The sequence below is a fragment of the Vibrio sp. 9-16B-A1 genome, assembly GCF_056726165.1.
In genome coordinates this window covers 104,773-121,155 of the sequence record NZ_JBSDZD010000002.1, presented here as the reverse complement: position 1 = coordinate 121,155, position 16,383 = coordinate 104,773, and the positions used below count along the sequence as shown (strand labels likewise).

At 50.6% G+C, this 16,383-nt stretch carries 16 protein-coding genes; 14 read left to right on the top strand and 2 right to left on the bottom strand.

The window, feature by feature from the left end; translation table 11 throughout:
• The first annotated feature begins 156 nt into the window (after window positions 1-156).
• The 6 genes from gyrA (at window position 157) to ACVB80_RS04205 (ending at window position 6,034) form a co-directional block, all read left to right on the top strand.
• Window positions 157-2,790, top strand: coding sequence for a DNA topoisomerase (ATP-hydrolyzing) subunit A (gyrA, locus tag ACVB80_RS04230; protein ID WP_481080028.1), 2,634 nt, complete (start codon window positions 157-159; stop codon window positions 2,788-2,790).
• 131 nt (window positions 2,791-2,921) lie between these two features.
• Window positions 2,922-3,578 carry a TPR domain-containing protein gene (locus tag ACVB80_RS04225; RefSeq protein ID WP_481080027.1) on the top strand — a complete coding sequence of 219 codons (657 nt, stop codon included), beginning with the start codon at window positions 2,922-2,924 and terminating at the stop codon, window positions 3,576-3,578.
• A gap of 198 nt (window positions 3,579-3,776) precedes the next feature.
• Complete coding sequence (locus tag ACVB80_RS04220; RefSeq protein WP_481080026.1) at window positions 3,777-4,436, top strand: Bax inhibitor-1 family protein; 660 nt, start codon at window positions 3,777-3,779, stop codon at window positions 4,434-4,436.
• Between the two features lie 98 nt (window positions 4,437-4,534).
• The gene (locus tag ACVB80_RS04215) at window positions 4,535-4,939 is read left to right on the top strand and encodes a hypothetical protein (RefSeq protein ID WP_481080025.1); all 405 of its coding nucleotides are present in this window, start codon (window positions 4,535-4,537) and stop codon (window positions 4,937-4,939) included.
• Window positions 4,940-4,956: 17 nt separating this feature from the next.
• Window positions 4,957-5,367: a hypothetical protein gene (locus ACVB80_RS04210; protein WP_481080024.1), complete on the top strand. Its 411-nt coding sequence runs from the start codon at window positions 4,957-4,959 to the stop codon at window positions 5,365-5,367.
• A gap of 280 nt (window positions 5,368-5,647) precedes the next feature.
• A complete protein-coding gene (locus ACVB80_RS04205) occupies window positions 5,648-6,034 on the top strand; it encodes a tautomerase family protein (RefSeq protein WP_481080023.1) in 387 nt (128 codons plus the stop codon).
• Between the two features lie 55 nt (window positions 6,035-6,089).
• Here ACVB80_RS04205 and ACVB80_RS04200 read toward each other — a convergent pair whose 3' ends face one another.
• Window positions 6,090-7,346, bottom strand: a complete 1,257-nt coding sequence (locus ACVB80_RS04200) for an SLC5/6 family protein (protein WP_481080022.1) — start codon at window positions 7,344-7,346, stop codon at window positions 6,090-6,092.
• 341 nt (window positions 7,347-7,687) lie between these two features.
• On the opposite strand from ACVB80_RS04200, the gene rihA reads away from it, so the two are divergent.
• On the top strand, window positions 7,688-8,626 hold the full coding sequence (rihA, locus tag ACVB80_RS04195) for a pyrimidine-specific ribonucleoside hydrolase RihA (protein ID WP_481080021.1): 939 nt from the start codon (window positions 7,688-7,690) through the stop codon (window positions 8,624-8,626).
• Window positions 8,627-8,635: 9 nt separating this feature from the next.
• Window positions 8,636-9,277, top strand: a complete 642-nt coding sequence (locus ACVB80_RS04190; protein ID WP_481080020.1) for a GNAT family N-acetyltransferase — start codon at window positions 8,636-8,638, stop codon at window positions 9,275-9,277.
• 74 nt (window positions 9,278-9,351) lie between these two features.
• On the opposite strand, the gene nrfA is transcribed toward ACVB80_RS04190, so the two are convergent.
• The gene (gene nrfA, locus ACVB80_RS04185; protein WP_481080019.1) at window positions 9,352-10,776 is read right to left on the bottom strand and encodes an ammonia-forming nitrite reductase cytochrome c552 subunit; all 1,425 of its coding nucleotides are present in this window, start codon (window positions 10,774-10,776) and stop codon (window positions 9,352-9,354) included.
• Between the two features lie 411 nt (window positions 10,777-11,187).
• Between nrfA and nrfB the strand changes: the two genes are divergently transcribed.
• The 6 genes from nrfB to ACVB80_RS04155 are packed head-to-tail and all read left to right on the top strand — an operon-like array spanning window position 11,188 to window position 16,313.
• Entirely contained in the window at window positions 11,188-11,784 is a 597-nt protein-coding gene (nrfB, locus tag ACVB80_RS04180) for a cytochrome c nitrite reductase pentaheme subunit (RefSeq protein ID WP_481080018.1), read from the top strand.
• A gap of 1 nt (window position 11,785) precedes the next feature.
• Complete coding sequence (nrfC, locus tag ACVB80_RS04175; protein WP_481080017.1) at window positions 11,786-12,475, top strand: cytochrome c nitrite reductase Fe-S protein; 690 nt, start codon at window positions 11,786-11,788, stop codon at window positions 12,473-12,475.
• A complete protein-coding gene (gene nrfD, locus ACVB80_RS04170; protein ID WP_481080016.1) occupies window positions 12,472-13,428 on the top strand; it encodes a cytochrome c nitrite reductase subunit NrfD in 957 nt (318 codons plus the stop codon). Before nrfC ends, nrfD begins: the two co-directional genes overlap by 4 nt.
• A 26-nt stretch (window positions 13,429-13,454) precedes the next feature.
• Window positions 13,455-15,356: a heme lyase CcmF/NrfE family subunit gene (locus ACVB80_RS04165; RefSeq protein ID WP_481080015.1), complete on the top strand. Its 1,902-nt coding sequence runs from the start codon at window positions 13,455-13,457 to the stop codon at window positions 15,354-15,356.
• On the top strand, window positions 15,340-15,873 hold the full coding sequence (locus ACVB80_RS04160) for a DsbE family thiol:disulfide interchange protein (protein WP_481080014.1): 534 nt from the start codon (window positions 15,340-15,342) through the stop codon (window positions 15,871-15,873). Before ACVB80_RS04165 ends, ACVB80_RS04160 begins: the two co-directional genes overlap by 17 nt.
• A complete protein-coding gene (locus ACVB80_RS04155; RefSeq protein WP_481080013.1) occupies window positions 15,870-16,313 on the top strand; it encodes a cytochrome c-type biogenesis protein in 444 nt (147 codons plus the stop codon). The genes ACVB80_RS04160 and ACVB80_RS04155 overlap by 4 nt, the downstream gene beginning before the upstream one ends.
• Window positions 16,314-16,383: the final 70 nt, after the last annotated feature.

Sequence of the window (16,383 nt, the reverse complement as noted above, 5' to 3'; positions counted from 1 at the left end):
ATAGGTGTTTTTTGTGTAATTTGTCGGCGATTGAATCACAACCAGCTTCACAACCTGATAAAAGCACAGGGAAACAGATGCCGACAGGCCGGATTGTGTGTTATATTTTTTCGACTTGTGCGTATATGTACGAAAAACTAGAGGGATAATGGCTCTATGAGCGATCTAGCTAAAGAGATCACGCCCGTAAATATTGAAGATGAGCTAAGAGGTTCATACCTTGACTACGCGATGTCCGTCATCGTGGGTCGTGCTCTTCCTGATGTGCGTGATGGCCTTAAGCCAGTGCATCGCCGCGTATTGTTTGCGATGAATGTACTGGGTAATGATTGGAACAAACCATATAAAAAATCTGCCCGTGTTGTCGGCGATGTAATCGGTAAATACCACCCACATGGCGACAGTGCGGTTTATGACACTATCGTGCGTATGGCTCAGCCGTTCTCGCTGCGCTATATGCTGGTCGATGGCCAGGGTAACTTTGGTTCCATCGATGGTGACTCAGCAGCAGCAATGCGTTACACCGAAGTTCGCATGGCGAAAATCGCTCACGAGCTGTTGGCTGACCTGGATAAAGAAACCGTGGACTACGTGCCTAACTACGATGGCACCGAGCAGATCCCAGCGGTTCTTCCAACCAAAATTCCAAACCTGCTGGTAAACGGTGCTTCCGGTATCGCGGTAGGTATGGCGACGAATATTCCGCCACACAACCTGGGCGAAGTGATCGACGGCTGTCTTGCATACATTAATAATGAAGACATCACGATTGATGAGCTGATTGACTACATCCCGGGTCCGGACTTCCCGACTGCGGCACTGATCAGTGGCCGTAAGGGCATCATCGATGCTTATAAGACAGGTCGCGGTAAGATCTACATGCGCGCGAAAGCGGAAGTAGAAACAGAGAAGAATGGTAAAGAAACCATTATCGTTACCGAGATCCCTTACCAGGTGAACAAAGCGCGTCTGATTGAAAAGATTGCGGAACTGGTTAAAGAGAAGCGTGTAGAAGGCATCAGTGCACTGCGTGACGAGTCTGATAAAGACGGCATGCGCATTGTTATCGAATGTAAGCGTGATGCAGTGGGCGAAGTGGTTCTGAACAACCTGTACGCCAACACTCAGCTGCAGACCACATTTGGTATCAACATGGTTGCGCTGGACAATGGCCAGCCTAAGCTGTTCAACCTGAAAGAGATGCTGAAGTGCTTCGTTGACCACCGTCGCGAAGTTGTGACCCGTCGTACCATCTTCGAACTGCGTAAAGCGCGTGAGCGTGCGCATATCCTTGAAGGTCTGGCACTGGCACTGGCGAACATCGATGAGATCATCGAACTTATCCGCCGTGCGCCAACTCCTGCTGAAGCGAAAGCTGGCCTGACGGCACGTGGCTGGGATCTTGGCAACGTTGCAGCTATGCTGGAACGCGCTGGTACTGATGCGGCCCGTCCTGAGTGGCTTGAGCCTGAGTACGGTATCCGTGACGGTCAGTACTTCCTGACCGAACAACAGGCTCAGGCAATCCTGGACCTGCGTCTGCAGAAACTGACCGGCCTTGAGCACGAGAAGATTCTGGACGAATACAAAGCGCTGCTGGAAGAGATTGCAGAACTGATGCACATCCTTGCAAGCACCGAGCGCCTGATGGAAGTGATCCGCGAAGAGCTGGAAGCCGTACGTGAAGGCTTTGGCGATGAGCGCCGCACTGAAATCACTGCAGCGAGCCATGACATTGACATGGAAGAGCTGATCGCACAGGAAGACGTGGTAGTTACCCTGTCTCACGAAGGTTACGTGAAGTACCAGCTGCTGAGCGACTACGAAGCACAGCGTCGTGGTGGTAAAGGTAAGAGCGCGACCAAGATGAAAGATGAAGACTACATCGAGCGTCTGCTGGTGGCGAACACCCACGATAACATTCTGTGTTTCTCTACCCGTGGTAAGACTTACCGCCTGAAAGTGTACCAGTTGCCTCTGGCAAGCCGTAACGCACGTGGTAAGCCGATCGTAAACATCCTTCCTCTGGAAGAAGATGAGCGTATCACTGCAATTCTGCCGGTATCTGAGTTCTCGGCAGACAAGTTTATCTTCATGGCAACCGGTGACGGTACTGTTAAGAAGACCTCTCTGGACCAGTTTGCCAATGTTCGTTCAAACGGTCTGATCGCGGTGAACCTGCGTGAAGACGATGCACTGATTGGTGTTGATATCACCAACGGTGACTCTGACATCATGCTGTTCTCTGACTCAGGTAAAGTGGTTCGCTTTAACGAGCAGCACGTACGCGCTATGGGCCGTACTGCTTCTGGTGTACGCGGCATGAAACTGCCTGAAGGCGACCAGGTTGTCTCGCTGATCGTACCGAACGGTGAAGGCGACGTCCTGACTGTTACCCAGAATGGTTTCGGTAAGCGTACTGAACTTGCTGAGTACCCAACCAAAGGTCGTGCGACTCAGGGCGTGGTATCCATCAAGGTTTCTGAGCGTAACGGTAACGTGGTAGGCGCAGTACAGGTCGACGAAGGTGATGAGTTCATGATGATCACCGACGCCGGTACCCTGGTGCGTACCCGTGTTGACGAAGTGAGTCAGGTTGGCCGTAACACCCAGGGTGTGACGCTGATCCGTACCGCCGAAGACGAAAACGTGGTTGCCCTGCAGCGTATCGAAGAAGTCGAAGAAGCTGAACTGCCGGAAGGTGAAGAAGTGGAAACGGCTGAAGGTGCAGAAACACCTCAGGCCGAAGACAAGCCTGCTGAGCAAGAGGGCGGCGAAAGCGAAGAGTAATTACTTTTTGTGAGCTACCCTGAAACCGGACCTTTGGGTCCGGTTTTTTTTTTGCGCTGACAGGCAAAAACAAAATGATAGTCCGGTTAAAATCGGATGTATGAAAAGAAAAAAGAGTTTCAGAGAACAGTATGGACCCGATGTCTGTTTCCTTTATTCTGGTGGGCACGTCATTTGCTGTCACTTTTGTGGCATCGCTGGCATGGACCCACCGCTATTATAACGGTGCCGATTTTCGCTTATCGGTATCGATAGCCGGTGCCGTGAGTCTGTTGTGTCTGATGATGTGGTTGCCACTGGCTCCATCTCAGCCACTGGCCCGGGCGCAGCAGGAGCCGGAGCAAACGCTGGAAGAGGCGATTGCTCAGGTACAGGCAACATTGCGGCAAAATCCGAACGATGACCAGGCCTGGTTTGAGCTGGGGCAGGGCTATCTGGCGCGCAACGAATTTGAGTCTGCAGCAACCTGCTTTGATTACACCATTCGCCTGAGCAGTCAGCCTGCCGCGGCGCATTACTCAGCCAAAGCCAGTGCCGAATATTATCTGGCCAGCCAGCAGGTGACACCTCAGGTCCGTTCTTTGCTTGATCGGGCACTTAAGATCAATCCTGTGGATCGCACAGCGCTGACGCTGCTGGCAAGCGATCACTACATCAGCTTTCGTTATAAGCAGGCGATCAGGGTTTGGGAACAGTTACTGGATTCAAAACAGAAGAATCTGGACCGGGCTGCGATCATTCGCTCGATTAACCAGGCCAGAGAACGGCTGGAACTCAAGGAGGGGTGATCACGCCCCTCACATTTCTCTTCATCAGGTGAATATTTCACCAAGCCACTCATTCTTATCATAATTATTTATGTTTGTGCGACCTGTGTATCACTGCGCGTAATCATTCCTGTGCTAGCATCCGTCCCCTGTTTATAAAAATGCACACTGTTGCAATGCGAGAGTGGCAATCAGAACACAACGAAGGAGTCTGGTTCAGTGTTTGAGTCTGATGTATTTGGCCGGGTGGGTACCGGTGAAAGGGAGATAAGTGCCAGGTTTTACAACCTGACTATAGGTGCAGTATTGTGCTGGGGTTTCTGGATTAACTGGTTGATGGTTTCCAATATTCCGGTTGAAAGTATACTCGAAGTATCACCGCTGCACTTTTTTATCGGTTATTTTTTCAGTTGTATGGCTGGCGTATTTTTGTTCAGTCGCTCAGATAACCCTTTGATAAGCTTCCTTGGTTATAACCTGGTAGTGGTTCCGTTTGGTCTGGTAATTAACCTTGTTGTTTCGGCTTACGATCCTGAACTGGTTCTGGAGGCAATTAAAGTAACGGGTCTTGTGACTGGTTCTATGATGATTTTGGGAACGCTGTTTCCACGCTTTTTTGCCAAAATATCCGGCGCTATGACTATTGCGCTTCTTATCGTTATTCTCATCGAGCTGTATCAGATCTTTGTATTGGGTGCTCATAAGGCCTGGACTGACTGGGCTGTGGTCATTATTTTTTGTGGCTATATCGGCATTGACTGGGGCAGAGCTAACCAGATCCCGAAAACCATGGATAACGCTATCGACAGCGCAGCAGCCCTGTATATGGATATTATTAATCTGTTCCTGAGAATTGTTCGGATTATGGGGCGAAAGTAGCCCCTCATATATGAATTCATATCAATATTTCAGTTGGACAGATCCCCGGCTGAGAAATTAAATGCAGCCCCAGCTGGGGATTAACCAAAGGTAGAGAAATGAAGTACTGCTTTTCGGCACTTGTTGCCATGCTTTTGGCTGGTTGTGCAAGCCAGCAGAAGAACCCGCAGGAAGAACTGGTGATGAATATACTGACAGAGAAGCTGGAAGCTAATGCCGCATCACTGTTTTGTGATCAGCCCGGATATTTACAGTGTTACCAGATAACTCATGAGCAGTGTCTGATGGAAATATCTGATGGAAAAGAGCGTTGTTTCAAAAAAGCAAATGAGAAGTTCCCGGACTTAAGCATGCAATCACTGGAACCATACGGTGAGTATATTGGAGTGTGTATGGCATTAAAACACAGTCTAAAGCACAGTGACAGACTTCAGGAAATTGGGCCTTGCCTTGAAAACAGTAAAATGGATGAGGAGCAGGCGCTCCGCTCTGTACTCAAATAAACTGCGGAGCAGAAAGGATGAAAACAATGTACAGAGCGTCAGATTTTAAAATAGAAAATGGCGTTTTCAGGATCAGAAAAGATTCCTACCCTCTGAAGAGAATCAATAATATCCGGGTGAAGAAACTGGGCATCAGGGAAAACTTATTTCTGTTGCTCTTCTGGGTGGGATTGATATCGGGGGGCGTCTGGTTGGCGTGGTCTCAGTTCGGTCATGCTTTACCGTGGCTGAGAGGGCTTAGCGTTATTTTAAGTATTCTCGGTGGCCTGGCAGGGTTAAGCTACAGTGCCCGCTACGCACTTCAGATAGAATTTAAGCATACCGACGGTACCGGCAACCAGTGGTTTAACGCAGCAAGGTGCCGAACGGGGAAGAACAAGGAGCTGTTTGAACAACAGGCAAAAGTGCTTAAATCCAGGCTGGCTTAGCGCCGGTTTCACTGCGCTGTTGGCTCTGCTTTCTTATCTTCCTTACCTGTAGTTTCTGCACGATTAACATGAAGTGCCTCCCAACTGATTAAGGGCTGGCACTTCATCACCCTCTGCTTTGTTATTGTGTGTTTTATAAATGTCGTGTCCGCATTTTTTACGGCCACTGTGCATCCGTTTCTGTCCATAACGTGAAACAGCTAACGCTGTCGGCGGGTATGGGTTGGTTGGCAGCGCTGGTGGTGGCATGGTGTCAACAGAGCTCTTTGGGGGAAGGAATATGATCGTTATCTACGGAAACAAGCACAGGTTAAACCCGGTTAAGCAGTCACTGTCGGACATCATTCACTCTTGCATGGCTTCGGTATTGCGCTTTCCTGATGACAAACGGGCACACCGTTTTATTCCCCTGGAACCGGAAGATTTCTTCTATCCACAGGGGCGCAGTGATGCTTATACAGTAATTGAAATCAACATGATGGAAGGGCGTCAGGTCAATACCAAGAAAGCGTTGATTAAGCTGTTGTTTAAGGAGATAGAGCGAAAGCTGGGGATCTCATCGACGGATATTGAAATCACCATCAAAGAACAGCCCGCTCATTGCTGGGGATTTCGGGGAATGACCGGCGATGAAGCGCGGGATCTGAAATACAAAGTGAGCGTGTAGCGGTGTGAAAATAACAACGCCCTTAGCACATTGGTGCAGAGGGCGTTTTTTATGATTACGCGAACAGACCGAACAGCAGTGCAGAAATAGCGATACTGCCGGTGGCAAGCACAAACCAGGTGGTCAGTGAGCCACGGTGGGCTTTGAGTGCATCAACTTTGTATACCGCGACCATTGGCATGATGAACAGTATCATAGCGATCACCGGGCCGGACAGGGCTTCCATCATACCCAGAATACTTGGGTTAAGGATAGCGGCCAGCCAGATAGACAGGAACATAACCGCAATGCCCAGTTTATCGGCCTGGCCGTTACTCAGCCTGCTGTGCTTGGTTATCAGGCCATTGAAGCTTTCGCGGGCGCCGAGAAAGTGGCCCAGGAAAGACGAGGTGATGGCGATAAAGGCAACCAGCGGGCCAAGAGTCGCAATAAACGGATTATTGGTCACATTGGCAAGGTAAGAGAGTACTGACACATTCAGTGCTTTCGCTTCAGCCAGTTGTGCCGGACTCAGGGCCAGTACGCAGGAAAACACAAACAGCAGTACAAAAGCGATCAGCATCAGGCTGGTGCGTTTAAGAATGTGTTCAGACTTGCTGCCAGCCTGGTCTTTGTAATGGCGGCGCTGAACGTTGGCAAAGCTGGAGATCGCCGCTGCGTGACTGAAAGAGAAGATCACTACAGGTACAGCCAGCCATACGGTTTTACCAAACTCTGCCGCCTCTGGCATGCTCAGTGCAGGCATTTGCCAGTCCGGGATCAGGTAGACCGACAGAAAGGCCAGGATAGCGACCAGCGGATAGACCATCACAGCAAACGCGCGCAGCATCAATTTTTCACCACCCAGCATAATGGCGATCATACCGAATACCAGTGAACCTGAAAGCAGGGCTCTTGGTGGTGAGACCATTCCGGCCTGGTTAACCAGAAAGCTGTCTACGGTATTGGTCAGACCTACGCCATAGATCAGCAGGATCGGGAAGATAGACAGAAAATAGAGCAGGGAGATAAGTCGACCGGCGCTTGCACCAAAGTGCTCTTCAACAACATCGGTAAAGTCCGACTTCGGGTTTTGAGAAGACAGAACAAAGCGGGCCAGACCGCGGTGGGCCAGAAATGTCATCGGATAAGCGAGCAGGGCCATCAGTACCAGCGGCCAGAAGCCTCCAATCCCAAGGTTAATTGGCAGGAACAGGATACCGGCACCAACGGCAGTACCAAACAGACTCAGTACCCAGTGGGTATCGTGTTTTGACCAGGAAGAGGTTTTCTGAGTTACACCGTCAGAGGTGTGCAAAATGGATGTTTTCACCGTAATACTGCTCTATGAAAAACTAAAGTGCGGCGAATCTTATACATTCTGGATTTATATATCACCTCAGCCATCCAGCGTTATATGCTGGATGAACTGAAAAAGGGAAAAGTATAAAACCACGCCTGATAAAAATATCCAGAGTAATATTTTGCTATCTTGAGTTCGAGCGGTTTTATATCGTGAAAAATCAACCGCCCTCAGAATATTTCAGATTCAACATGACGGGTGTCACAATCTGGTCGTCAGGAGCCCCCGATATAGCGAGCTTATTCACAGTAAAAACAGATGGTTAAGATTAGAGTGATGAGGTTGATAACGTGAAATAACGAGAGATTATAATGACTACCCCTATCATAATGGACTGTGACCCTGGCCACGACGACGCAATCGCTCTGGTACTGGCCTGTGCCAGCCCGGAGCTCGACATCAGGGCGGTGACCACCAGTGCCGGGAACCAGACTCCGGATAAAACCCTGCGCAATGCACTGAGGATCCTGACTCTGTTAGGCAGAGAAGATATTCCTGTTGCTGGTGGAGCTAAAAAACCACTTAAGCGCGAGTTAGTCATAGCTGAGAACGTACATGGAGAGAGCGGCCTGGATGGCCCTGAGCTTCCGGAGCCGGGTTTCGCTCCGGTTGAGAAGAGCGCAGTAGAGCTGATGGCTAAGATCCTGCGCGAAAGTGATAAACCGGTCACTCTGGTGCCAACCGGCCCACTGACGAACATTGCTCTGTTACTGGCAACCCACCGGGAGCTGACGAACAAAATCGGACGTATCGTTCTCATGGGAGGCGCTGCCGATTTTGGTAACTGGACGCCTGCCGCTGAGTTCAATATCTTTGTTGACCCGGAAGCGGCAGATATCGTGTTCCGCTCGGGTATTCCCATCACGATGGCTGGGCTGGATGTTACCCATAAAGCGCAGATAATGGATGAGGATATTGAGCGGATCCGCTCTGTCGATAACCTGGTAGCGGGTAAAGTCGCAGACCTGCTCGACTTCTTTATGATTTATCACCGTGACCCTAAATGGGGATTCGAAGGTGCGCCGCTGCATGACCCCTGTACCATTGCCTGGCTGCTGGCACCGGAAATCTTCACCTCCAAAGACTGTGCAGTAGGGATTGAGACTCAGGGAGAGTACACCACAGGAATGACAGTGGTGGATCTGTATGAACTGAGTGGCCATCCGGCCAATGCGACAGTTTTACTCGATGTAGACCGCAAAGCGTTCGTTGACCTGTTGGCTGAGCGGCTGCACTTTTACTCTGAATAAGGAACAACTATGCCTATTACGATCCGAAACGAACAACCTGGCGAGCAGCGAAGCACCGAGGAACTGACCAGGCTGGCGTTCTGGAACCAGCATGAACCGGGTTGTAATGAGCACTTTCTGGCGCATAAGCTTCGCCAGCATCCGGACTTTGTACCAGAGCTTAATCTGGTCGCAGTCAGGGATGATGAGGTAGTGGGCAATATCATGTTCACCAAATCCTGGCTGGTGGATGAGAAGGGTAACCGGCTGGATACCCTGACCTTTGGACCGCTCAGTGTTCGTCCGGATTGTCAGCGCCGCGGGATTGGCAAAGCGCTTGTCCGCCACGCAACGGAGCAGGCGGTGCAGCTTGGGTATCCGGCTATCGTGATATGGGGTGATCCGAATAACTATTGTGGCAGCGGTTTTCGCAGTTGTAAGGAGTATCAGGTCAGTGTATTTGAGGGGCGTTATCCGTGTGCTCTGCTTGTCAATGCTCTCAGGCCGGAAGCACTGGAAGGCCGTCACTGGGCATTTGAGGAAAGTGAAGCTTATCATCTGGATGATGAAGAGTTCGCAGAGTTCGATAAGGGATTTGAACCGCTTGAAAAGGGCTGGCAGCCAAGTCAGGAGGTGTTCCGCATCCTGAGTCAGGCATTTCTCGACAATTAAGTCAGAACTCATAAAAAAGCCAGCGATTTGCTGGCTTTTTGGTTTATTGCAGGCAGATAATTGCACACGGTAAATCAGTATTTGCTTTCCCGTTCATCGCCTTTTTTGTTCCACTCCGGAACAACAGTGTCCAGGAAGTGTTTCTTCTCAGCATTCATCTTGTCCATTGGCATCCCCAGGGCTTTTTGGGCTGCGGCCTTGGTCGAGATGTCCGGAATAGCGACAGGGTCTGTGATCCCTTTGGTCGCCAGCAGGCGAACCAGTTTGGTACGTGCTTCTGCAGCGCGGTCCACCGCAGTACCCAGAATTTCCAGTGCGACTTCAGGTGCGTGCATGTGAACACCGTGAGAAGCGATGGCGTAATCCCAGCGCCACTGTGCATGTCGGATATCCTGAAGAATATCGGCCATTTCGGCTTCGGTTGCACCGGCTTTCCACGCAGCGCCCGCTTCAAAGTGAGCGGCCACGATCTGTTTCTCTGCGGTCAGCTTCATGTTTAGCACCTGAGCTTTGCGTGAGGAAACCACGCCCTGCAGCATCTCTTTGGACTGGGTATGACAGTTGGCACAGGTATCTTCAAAGCGGTCAAACGGATTCCCGACTTTGTGGTCGGTATACACGGTGCCGTCTTCTTTCTTCACTTTCGGCATGTGGCAGTCGACACAGACGACGCCGTTCTTGCCATGAATACCATCACGCCAGGTTTCATAACCCGGGTGCTGGGCTTTCAGCATCGGTGCTTTGGAGACTTTATGCGTCCAGTCTTTGAAGTTCAGTGCGTCGAAGTACCGTTCCATGTCGTCGACGGTGGTGCCCATATCCCACGGGAATTTCACGGCCTTGGTTGGGCCGGTGAAGTAGTACTCAACGTGACACTGAGCACAGACAGATGCCTGCTGGTCGAGACGGGATTGCTGATCAAAGTCTTTACCGATCGCTTTGAATGCCCGCTCAACATAAGGACGGGTCAGTTTCAGCTCCGGCTCGCCGTTTTTGAACTTCTCGCTGCGGGTGTCGTGACAGTCAGCGCAGCCGATAGGGTTGACAATTTCGTGTCCGAGGCGTGCCCACTTGCCACTGAAGTAACCGTCTTCACCACGTTCATCAATCACGCGGGCGACATCCGGGCTCTTACAGCTCCAGCAGGCCATAGGCATAGGGCCGGAATTTTCATCGGTTGGGCCGCCGGTACGCAGGGTATTGCGCACATCATCGACAGCGTAGAAGTGTCCTCTGGCCTTATTGTAATCTTTGGCAAAGCCGTAACCTGCCCACATGATGACCATGTTAGGATCTTCAGCCAGACCATCCTCGAGCTTTTTGCTCTCTTCCGTTGCTTTCCACGATTCATACTGATCGGGATGATTTTCCTGATAAGCGTCGTTACGCGGGTCAACCAGTTGCTTGTTTTCAGATGCAGCCAGGCTGGCGCCACTTAAAAAGCAGGTGGTGCCTAAAATCATGGCGACAACTGAATGACGTATCCAGTGTTTGTTCACAGTGATTTCTCCATATTTGTTTTGTTATGACCAGGCGTTGTGAGGCTGGCAGCCAAAATAAAAATTGGAGAACAAGAGTAATTCTAGACATAAAAAAAGCGCTTTGATTTGCACAATTATTAAACATTGTTTCAGATCAATTCCTGTGGGTGATCCATGCCACATTACCTCCTATATACCCCTAAAGGGGTAGGTAAATATTGCTGCTAAAACAGGATGTTAGTTTTGAAAAAGAAAGGTGAGCCCGCTCACTGTTCAGCAACAAACATGAGAAGCTTTGCTGGTTAAATAATATACTTGACTGGTAGGCGTTGTGGCTTATCCAAAATAAGAATTACTCTCAGTCAGGATTGTTATTAATAGTTCTGAGGTCGGTTATTTGCCATTTTTGGTTAAAAGGAAAGGATAAACATGGGCAATATTAAATTGACCATAGCCACAATGCTCAGGCTGCTGCTTTTGCTTTGTGCCTGTGGATTTTCAATCAATGTTGCTGCAGATGCCTCTGACTCTGGTGCAGAAGCAGACACAGCGCGGCACGAGGTGTCGCTGATTCGTGATCCCGACTATAAATGTACCCAATGTCATAAGGATGCGAAGCAAACATTGTTCGGTTCTCACGGGGAGGATGCGCAAGTCATTCTGGGCCGTGAAGTTAATTGTACGGAATGTCATAACAGCATAGGGCCTGACCATCGTGAAGGCGCTCCTGTGGTGATTAAGTATTTCTCAGCACAATCTGAGCCAGGCAGCGGTAAATCTCTTTACAGCCATTCTCAAATCCTCTCTGCCAATGCTATGTGTACCGATTGTCACCAGCCACAGGAGTTGCGCGATGACAGCTGGACACACGATGTGCACGCACAGAATCTGACCTGTTCGAATTGCCATGTAGTTCATGGTAAGGAGAAAGGTGTGCTGGAGAAACAGCGCAAAGCCAGGATCAAAATGTGTGTCGACTGTCATTCCGATATTACGGATCTGAAAGCAAAGCAGGAGGAACAATAGTATGAGTTGCTCCAGAAGAAACTTTCTGACCGGTGCCGGTGCCCTGATTGTTACATCTGGCCTGGCCGGCACAGTGATGGTCAGTTCCCGTTCATTTGCTGAGGCGGCGCAGCAGGAAATGAAAAAGTATGGCATGGTCTACGACGAAACCAAATGTATAGGTTGTACCGCCTGTATGGATGCTTGCCGGGAAGTGAATAATGTTCCCGAAGGCGTATCCCGCCTGACCATTACCCGAAGTGAACCGCAGGGTGAATTTCCGGATGTGGATTACAAATTCGATCGGATTTCCTGTCAGCATTGTGACAACCCGCCCTGTGTGTACGTCTGCCCGACGGGCGCGGCCTATAAAGATGAAGAGACCGGCATTGTTGATGTCCATAAAGAGAAGTGTGTGGGCTGTGGCTATTGTCTGGCAGCCTGTCCTTATCAGGTGCGCTTCTTCCATCCTGAGAACAAGTCAGCGGATAAGTGTAATTTCTGCCGGGATACCAACCTGGCGCAGGGCAAACTGCCTGCCTGTGTTGAGTCTTGTCCGACGAAAGCACTGACATTTGGTGACCTTAATGACCCATCAAGTAAAGTCAATGAGGTGATAAACAGCCATACCGTCTACCGGGATAAAGTCCACCTTGGTACCAAACCAAAACTGTACAAAGTGCCGCATGAGAAAGGGGAGGTGAAGTCATGAGTACCTGGCAAGCTGCGTTCCAGTTTGACTCCTTAGTGTGGGACTGGATCATTGCGATTTATCTCTTCCTGGCCGGGATGTCTGCCGGTGCGGTGATGATCGCCATTTATCTGAAACGAAAAGTGATTGAGGGAGACCCGGCTGATAATGGAATCATTAAGGCTACCGCATGGATTGCTCCGTTTGGCATTGTTGCAGGCCTGCTTATCCTGATTTTCCACCTGACCAAACCTTTGTCATTTTGGAAGATCATGATTTTCTATAACCCGACTTCTATCATGTCGATGGGTGTGATCCTGTTTCAGCTCTATCTGATAGTGTTGTTTGTCTGGATAGGGATCATCTTTCACCCGGTGATTGTCCGTTTCCTTGATGGAAAACTGGCATTTATCGACGGCTGGCTTAAAGCGTTTAAACGCTTTGAAAATGCAATAGAAATAAGCCTTGGTGTGATGGCGGTGATCCTGGCCGCGTACACAGGTTTTCTGTTGTCTGCACTGAAAACCTATCCGATGCTGAACAATCCGGTGCTGCCGATACTCTTCCTGTTCTCCAGCCTGTCATCCGGCGCTGCTTCGTGTCTGCTGTTTGGCATCCTGGGTTTCAAAGAGTCTCCAAAAAGTGCCAGTGTCAGCTGGGTACACGGATTTGAGCGCCCTGTTGTGTTGTTTGAGCTGTTTGTTTTGGTGGCGTTTTTCTCCGGCCTTATCTTAACCGGCGGCCAGGCAGAAGCCTCAGCATGGAATGCCCTGACCGGTACGTTTTGGGCAAGCTGGTTCTGGTGGGGCGTGGTGCTGTTTGGCATGTTGTCTCCTCTGGTGCTTAATGCCGTTTCACCGGCAGCGGTGCGTCACAGTCCTGCGTACATATTGCTGGTAACCTGTATGAGTCTTATCGGCGTGCTGATGCTGAGGACGTTTATTCTGTATGCCGGTCAGATGACGCTGGTGTGATCCTGACGGATTAAGAAAAGGAAGTTATGTTAGCCAGCATTGGAGTATTTGCTGTGGTGATGGTCGCGGTATCTTCCCTGATGGGGATATCGCTGACTATCGGTTATATGGTCAGGCCGCAGCGGTGCAAAGCGGTGAGCTTTGTCCCGTTTTTTTCCGGCCTCGGCTTTCTGGCGAGTCTGGTTGCTATCGGAGTGCTCGGGCTCGCCTTTGTTGTCCACGACTTTTCGCTGCAGTATGTGGTGAATCACTCAAACTCGAACCTGCCGCTGTTTTTCCGTATTGCTGCGGTATGGGGCGGGCATGAAGGTTCATTGCTGTTCTGGCTGGTGACCATTAATGGGTGGGCGGTATGGGTGTATCAGAGCGCCCGCCGTCTGAGTGCCGGATATGGTTATCGTTTTTTGCTGGTCATGCAGGCAATGACGCTGGTATTTGCCGTTTTTATCCTGTTTGCATCCAATCCATTTGACACCGTGACTATGGTGCCTGCAGACGGGCATGACTTAAATCCTATGCTCCAGGACATCGGCCTGGTCATCCATCCGCCTATGCTCTATTTCGGTTACGTGGGTTTTGCCGCCATCTTTGCACTGGCGTTTGCAGCACTGCTGATGCCTGAAATTCCGCAAAACTGGTTTGCACTTTGCCGCCGCTGGAATCTTTGGGCATGGGCCTGGCTGACGCTGGGCATTGTTATCGGTTCCTGGTGGGCATACAAGGAGCTGGGCTGGGGAGGCTGGTGGTTCTGGGACCCGGTTGAAAATGCCTCCCTGCTGCCCTGGCTGAGTTCACTGGCACTGATCCATACCCTTGTCGTCAGTGAGCGATTATCGCAGCTCAAGCTCTGGAGTTACAGCCTGGCGATTGGCACTTTTTGTCTGAGTATTCTGGGTACATTTCTGATCCGCTCTGGTATTTTGACCTCAGTGCATGCTTTTGCGCTCGATCCGACCAAAGGACTGCTTTTACTGGGTATTTTGAGCCTGCTGCTGTTCAGTGCCTCAGGCCTGCTGGTATGGCGCAGTGATGAAATCGATGAACGCCCCCTGAACGGCCTTTGGTCTCCGGCTGTGTACCTGCTGGTGGCGGCTGGCCTTGCCGTACTGGCGGCTTTTATCACCGGGCTGGGGACCTTCTATCCGATGCTGCTTAATCTGTTTGGCTTTGGCTCAATTTCTGTCGGCGCACCTTATTTCAATCAACTTATTTCCCCCCTCAGTGCTGCGGCACTTGGGCTGCTGAGTATGCTGCACTACACGGACTTTTCTGTCCGGAGATTTCATGTCAGGTCATGGTCTAAAGTGGTCTCGCTCGCGGCACTGGCAGGTATTCCGGCAGGCGCGCTGCTGAATCTTTCATTGGCTGACAGCCTGATGATGGCTCTCGCTGCCGTGACACTATTGTGTCAGCTGAAGATGCTCCGGCATTCACCGAAGGGAGCCGGCATCCGGTTCCTGGCTCATGCTGGTTTTGTTGTCGCCTGCCTTGGGGCGTACGGCAACAGTGCACTTTCGTATGAGAAAAGCCTGATCATATCGCCAGAGCATCAGGGCAGTTTTGCCGGGCATCAGCTGATCTGGCAGGGGAGCGAATACTACATCGCGCCAAACTACACCGCAGAGAGAGTCAGACTCGCACTGGTCAATGAAAACAAGCCGGACATTCTGTTAACGGCAGAAAAGCGTCACTATATGTCCCGGGAAGTAGTGATGAGCGAGGTCGCGATCCGCTCTGGCTGGTCAGGGGATTTCTATCTGACTCTGGGCGACAAGTTGGCGCCACAAACCTGGGCGGTACGGATCCAGTTTCGGGCGATGACCGGCTGGATCTGGCTGGGTGCACTGCTGATGTCCTTTGCGCCAGTGGCGGGTATCGTTATTCGTTTCAGTGAACGGCGGAGGAGTGACTATGCGCAGGATGGTTAAGCTACTGCTGCTGTGCCTGGTGCTTGGGGGAGGCGTACTGGTTCTGTTCAGCGCGCTTTATCAGCCGGAGGATAAGACCAATCAGGCACTGGTCGGTCAGCCATTTCCGGAGTTCAGCCTGCCGGAGCTGACTGCTCCTGAGATGATGATTGATCAGCGGCTGTTTTCTGAGCATAACTGGACGCTTGTCAATGTCTGGGCTTCCTGGTGTGGGATCTGTTTTGCTGAACATGATTACCTGACTCAGCTGGCGGGGCTGGATATAGCGATCCTGGGAGTGAATTACCGGGATGATATTTTCTCTGCAGCTCAATATCTTGAGCGGAACGGCAACCCTTATATCAGGACGTTGTTTGATAAAGAGACGAAGCTTGGATATGAACTGGGGGTGGTCGGAACGCCGGAAACCCTGCTGGTGGACAGCAAAGGAGTGATACGGCAGCGCTTTTTGGGTGAGCTGACGCCTGAAGTATGGCAGCAGAAGTTTATGCCCCTTATCGAGGAGATGAACCAATGAGCCGGAGAATTGCGTTGTTTCTGGCCATGTGCCTGATAAGTGGTTTCGGTATGGCTGGTGACCTGTTTGTCGCACCTGACAGACAGGTCGCTGAACAACTTGCCCGCTTTGAGTTCAGTTCGCCTGCGCTTGAAGCACGTGCATTGGGCCTTTCAAGAGAGTTACGTTGTCCTCAGTGTCAGAACCAGAACCTGCTTGAGTCTAATTCACCGGTGGCTATGGACCTGCGTTTGAAGGTTTATCAGCAGGTTAATCAGGGCAAAAGTGATGACGAGATCAAATCAGAGCTGGTGAGCCGCTATGGAGAGTTTGTTTTGTACCGGCCGGAGATGAGTCCTCAGTCGGCGCTGCTCTGGATATTGCCGCTGATTATTTTTGTTATGCTGAGCCTGTATGTGACGATGAAGCTTAAAGGCACGGCAAGGAGAAGCGGGACATAAGGGAGAGGTTATCGACCAGAAGAAATGAACTTTTAGAATTAGCTCAAATTTTCAGTTTAAAAATGTGATC

Coding starts and splice junctions, on each gene's coding strand:
- gyrA (WP_481080028.1), top strand. CDS start 157: ATGAGCGATCTAGCTAAAGAGATCACGCCCGTAAATATTGAAGATGAG.
- ACVB80_RS04225 (WP_481080027.1), top strand. CDS start 2,922: ATGGACCCGATGTCTGTTTCCTTTATTCTGGTGGGCACGTCATTTGCT.
- ACVB80_RS04215 (WP_481080025.1), top strand. CDS start 4,535: ATGAAGTACTGCTTTTCGGCACTTGTTGCCATGCTTTTGGCTGGTTGT.
- ACVB80_RS04210 (WP_481080024.1), top strand. CDS start 4,957: ATGAAAACAATGTACAGAGCGTCAGATTTTAAAATAGAAAATGGCGTT.
- ACVB80_RS04205 (WP_481080023.1), top strand. CDS start 5,648: ATGATCGTTATCTACGGAAACAAGCACAGGTTAAACCCGGTTAAGCAG.
- rihA (WP_481080021.1), top strand. CDS start 7,688: ATGACTACCCCTATCATAATGGACTGTGACCCTGGCCACGACGACGCA.
- ACVB80_RS04190 (WP_481080020.1), top strand. CDS start 8,636: ATGCCTATTACGATCCGAAACGAACAACCTGGCGAGCAGCGAAGCACC.
- nrfB (WP_481080018.1), top strand. CDS start 11,188: ATGGGCAATATTAAATTGACCATAGCCACAATGCTCAGGCTGCTGCTT.
- nrfC (WP_481080017.1), top strand. CDS start 11,786: ATGAGTTGCTCCAGAAGAAACTTTCTGACCGGTGCCGGTGCCCTGATT.
- nrfD (WP_481080016.1), top strand. CDS start 12,472: ATGAGTACCTGGCAAGCTGCGTTCCAGTTTGACTCCTTAGTGTGGGAC.
- ACVB80_RS04165 (WP_481080015.1), top strand. CDS start 13,455: ATGTTAGCCAGCATTGGAGTATTTGCTGTGGTGATGGTCGCGGTATCT.
- ACVB80_RS04160 (WP_481080014.1), top strand. CDS start 15,340: ATGCGCAGGATGGTTAAGCTACTGCTGCTGTGCCTGGTGCTTGGGGGA.
- ACVB80_RS04155 (WP_481080013.1), top strand. CDS start 15,870: ATGAGCCGGAGAATTGCGTTGTTTCTGGCCATGTGCCTGATAAGTGGT.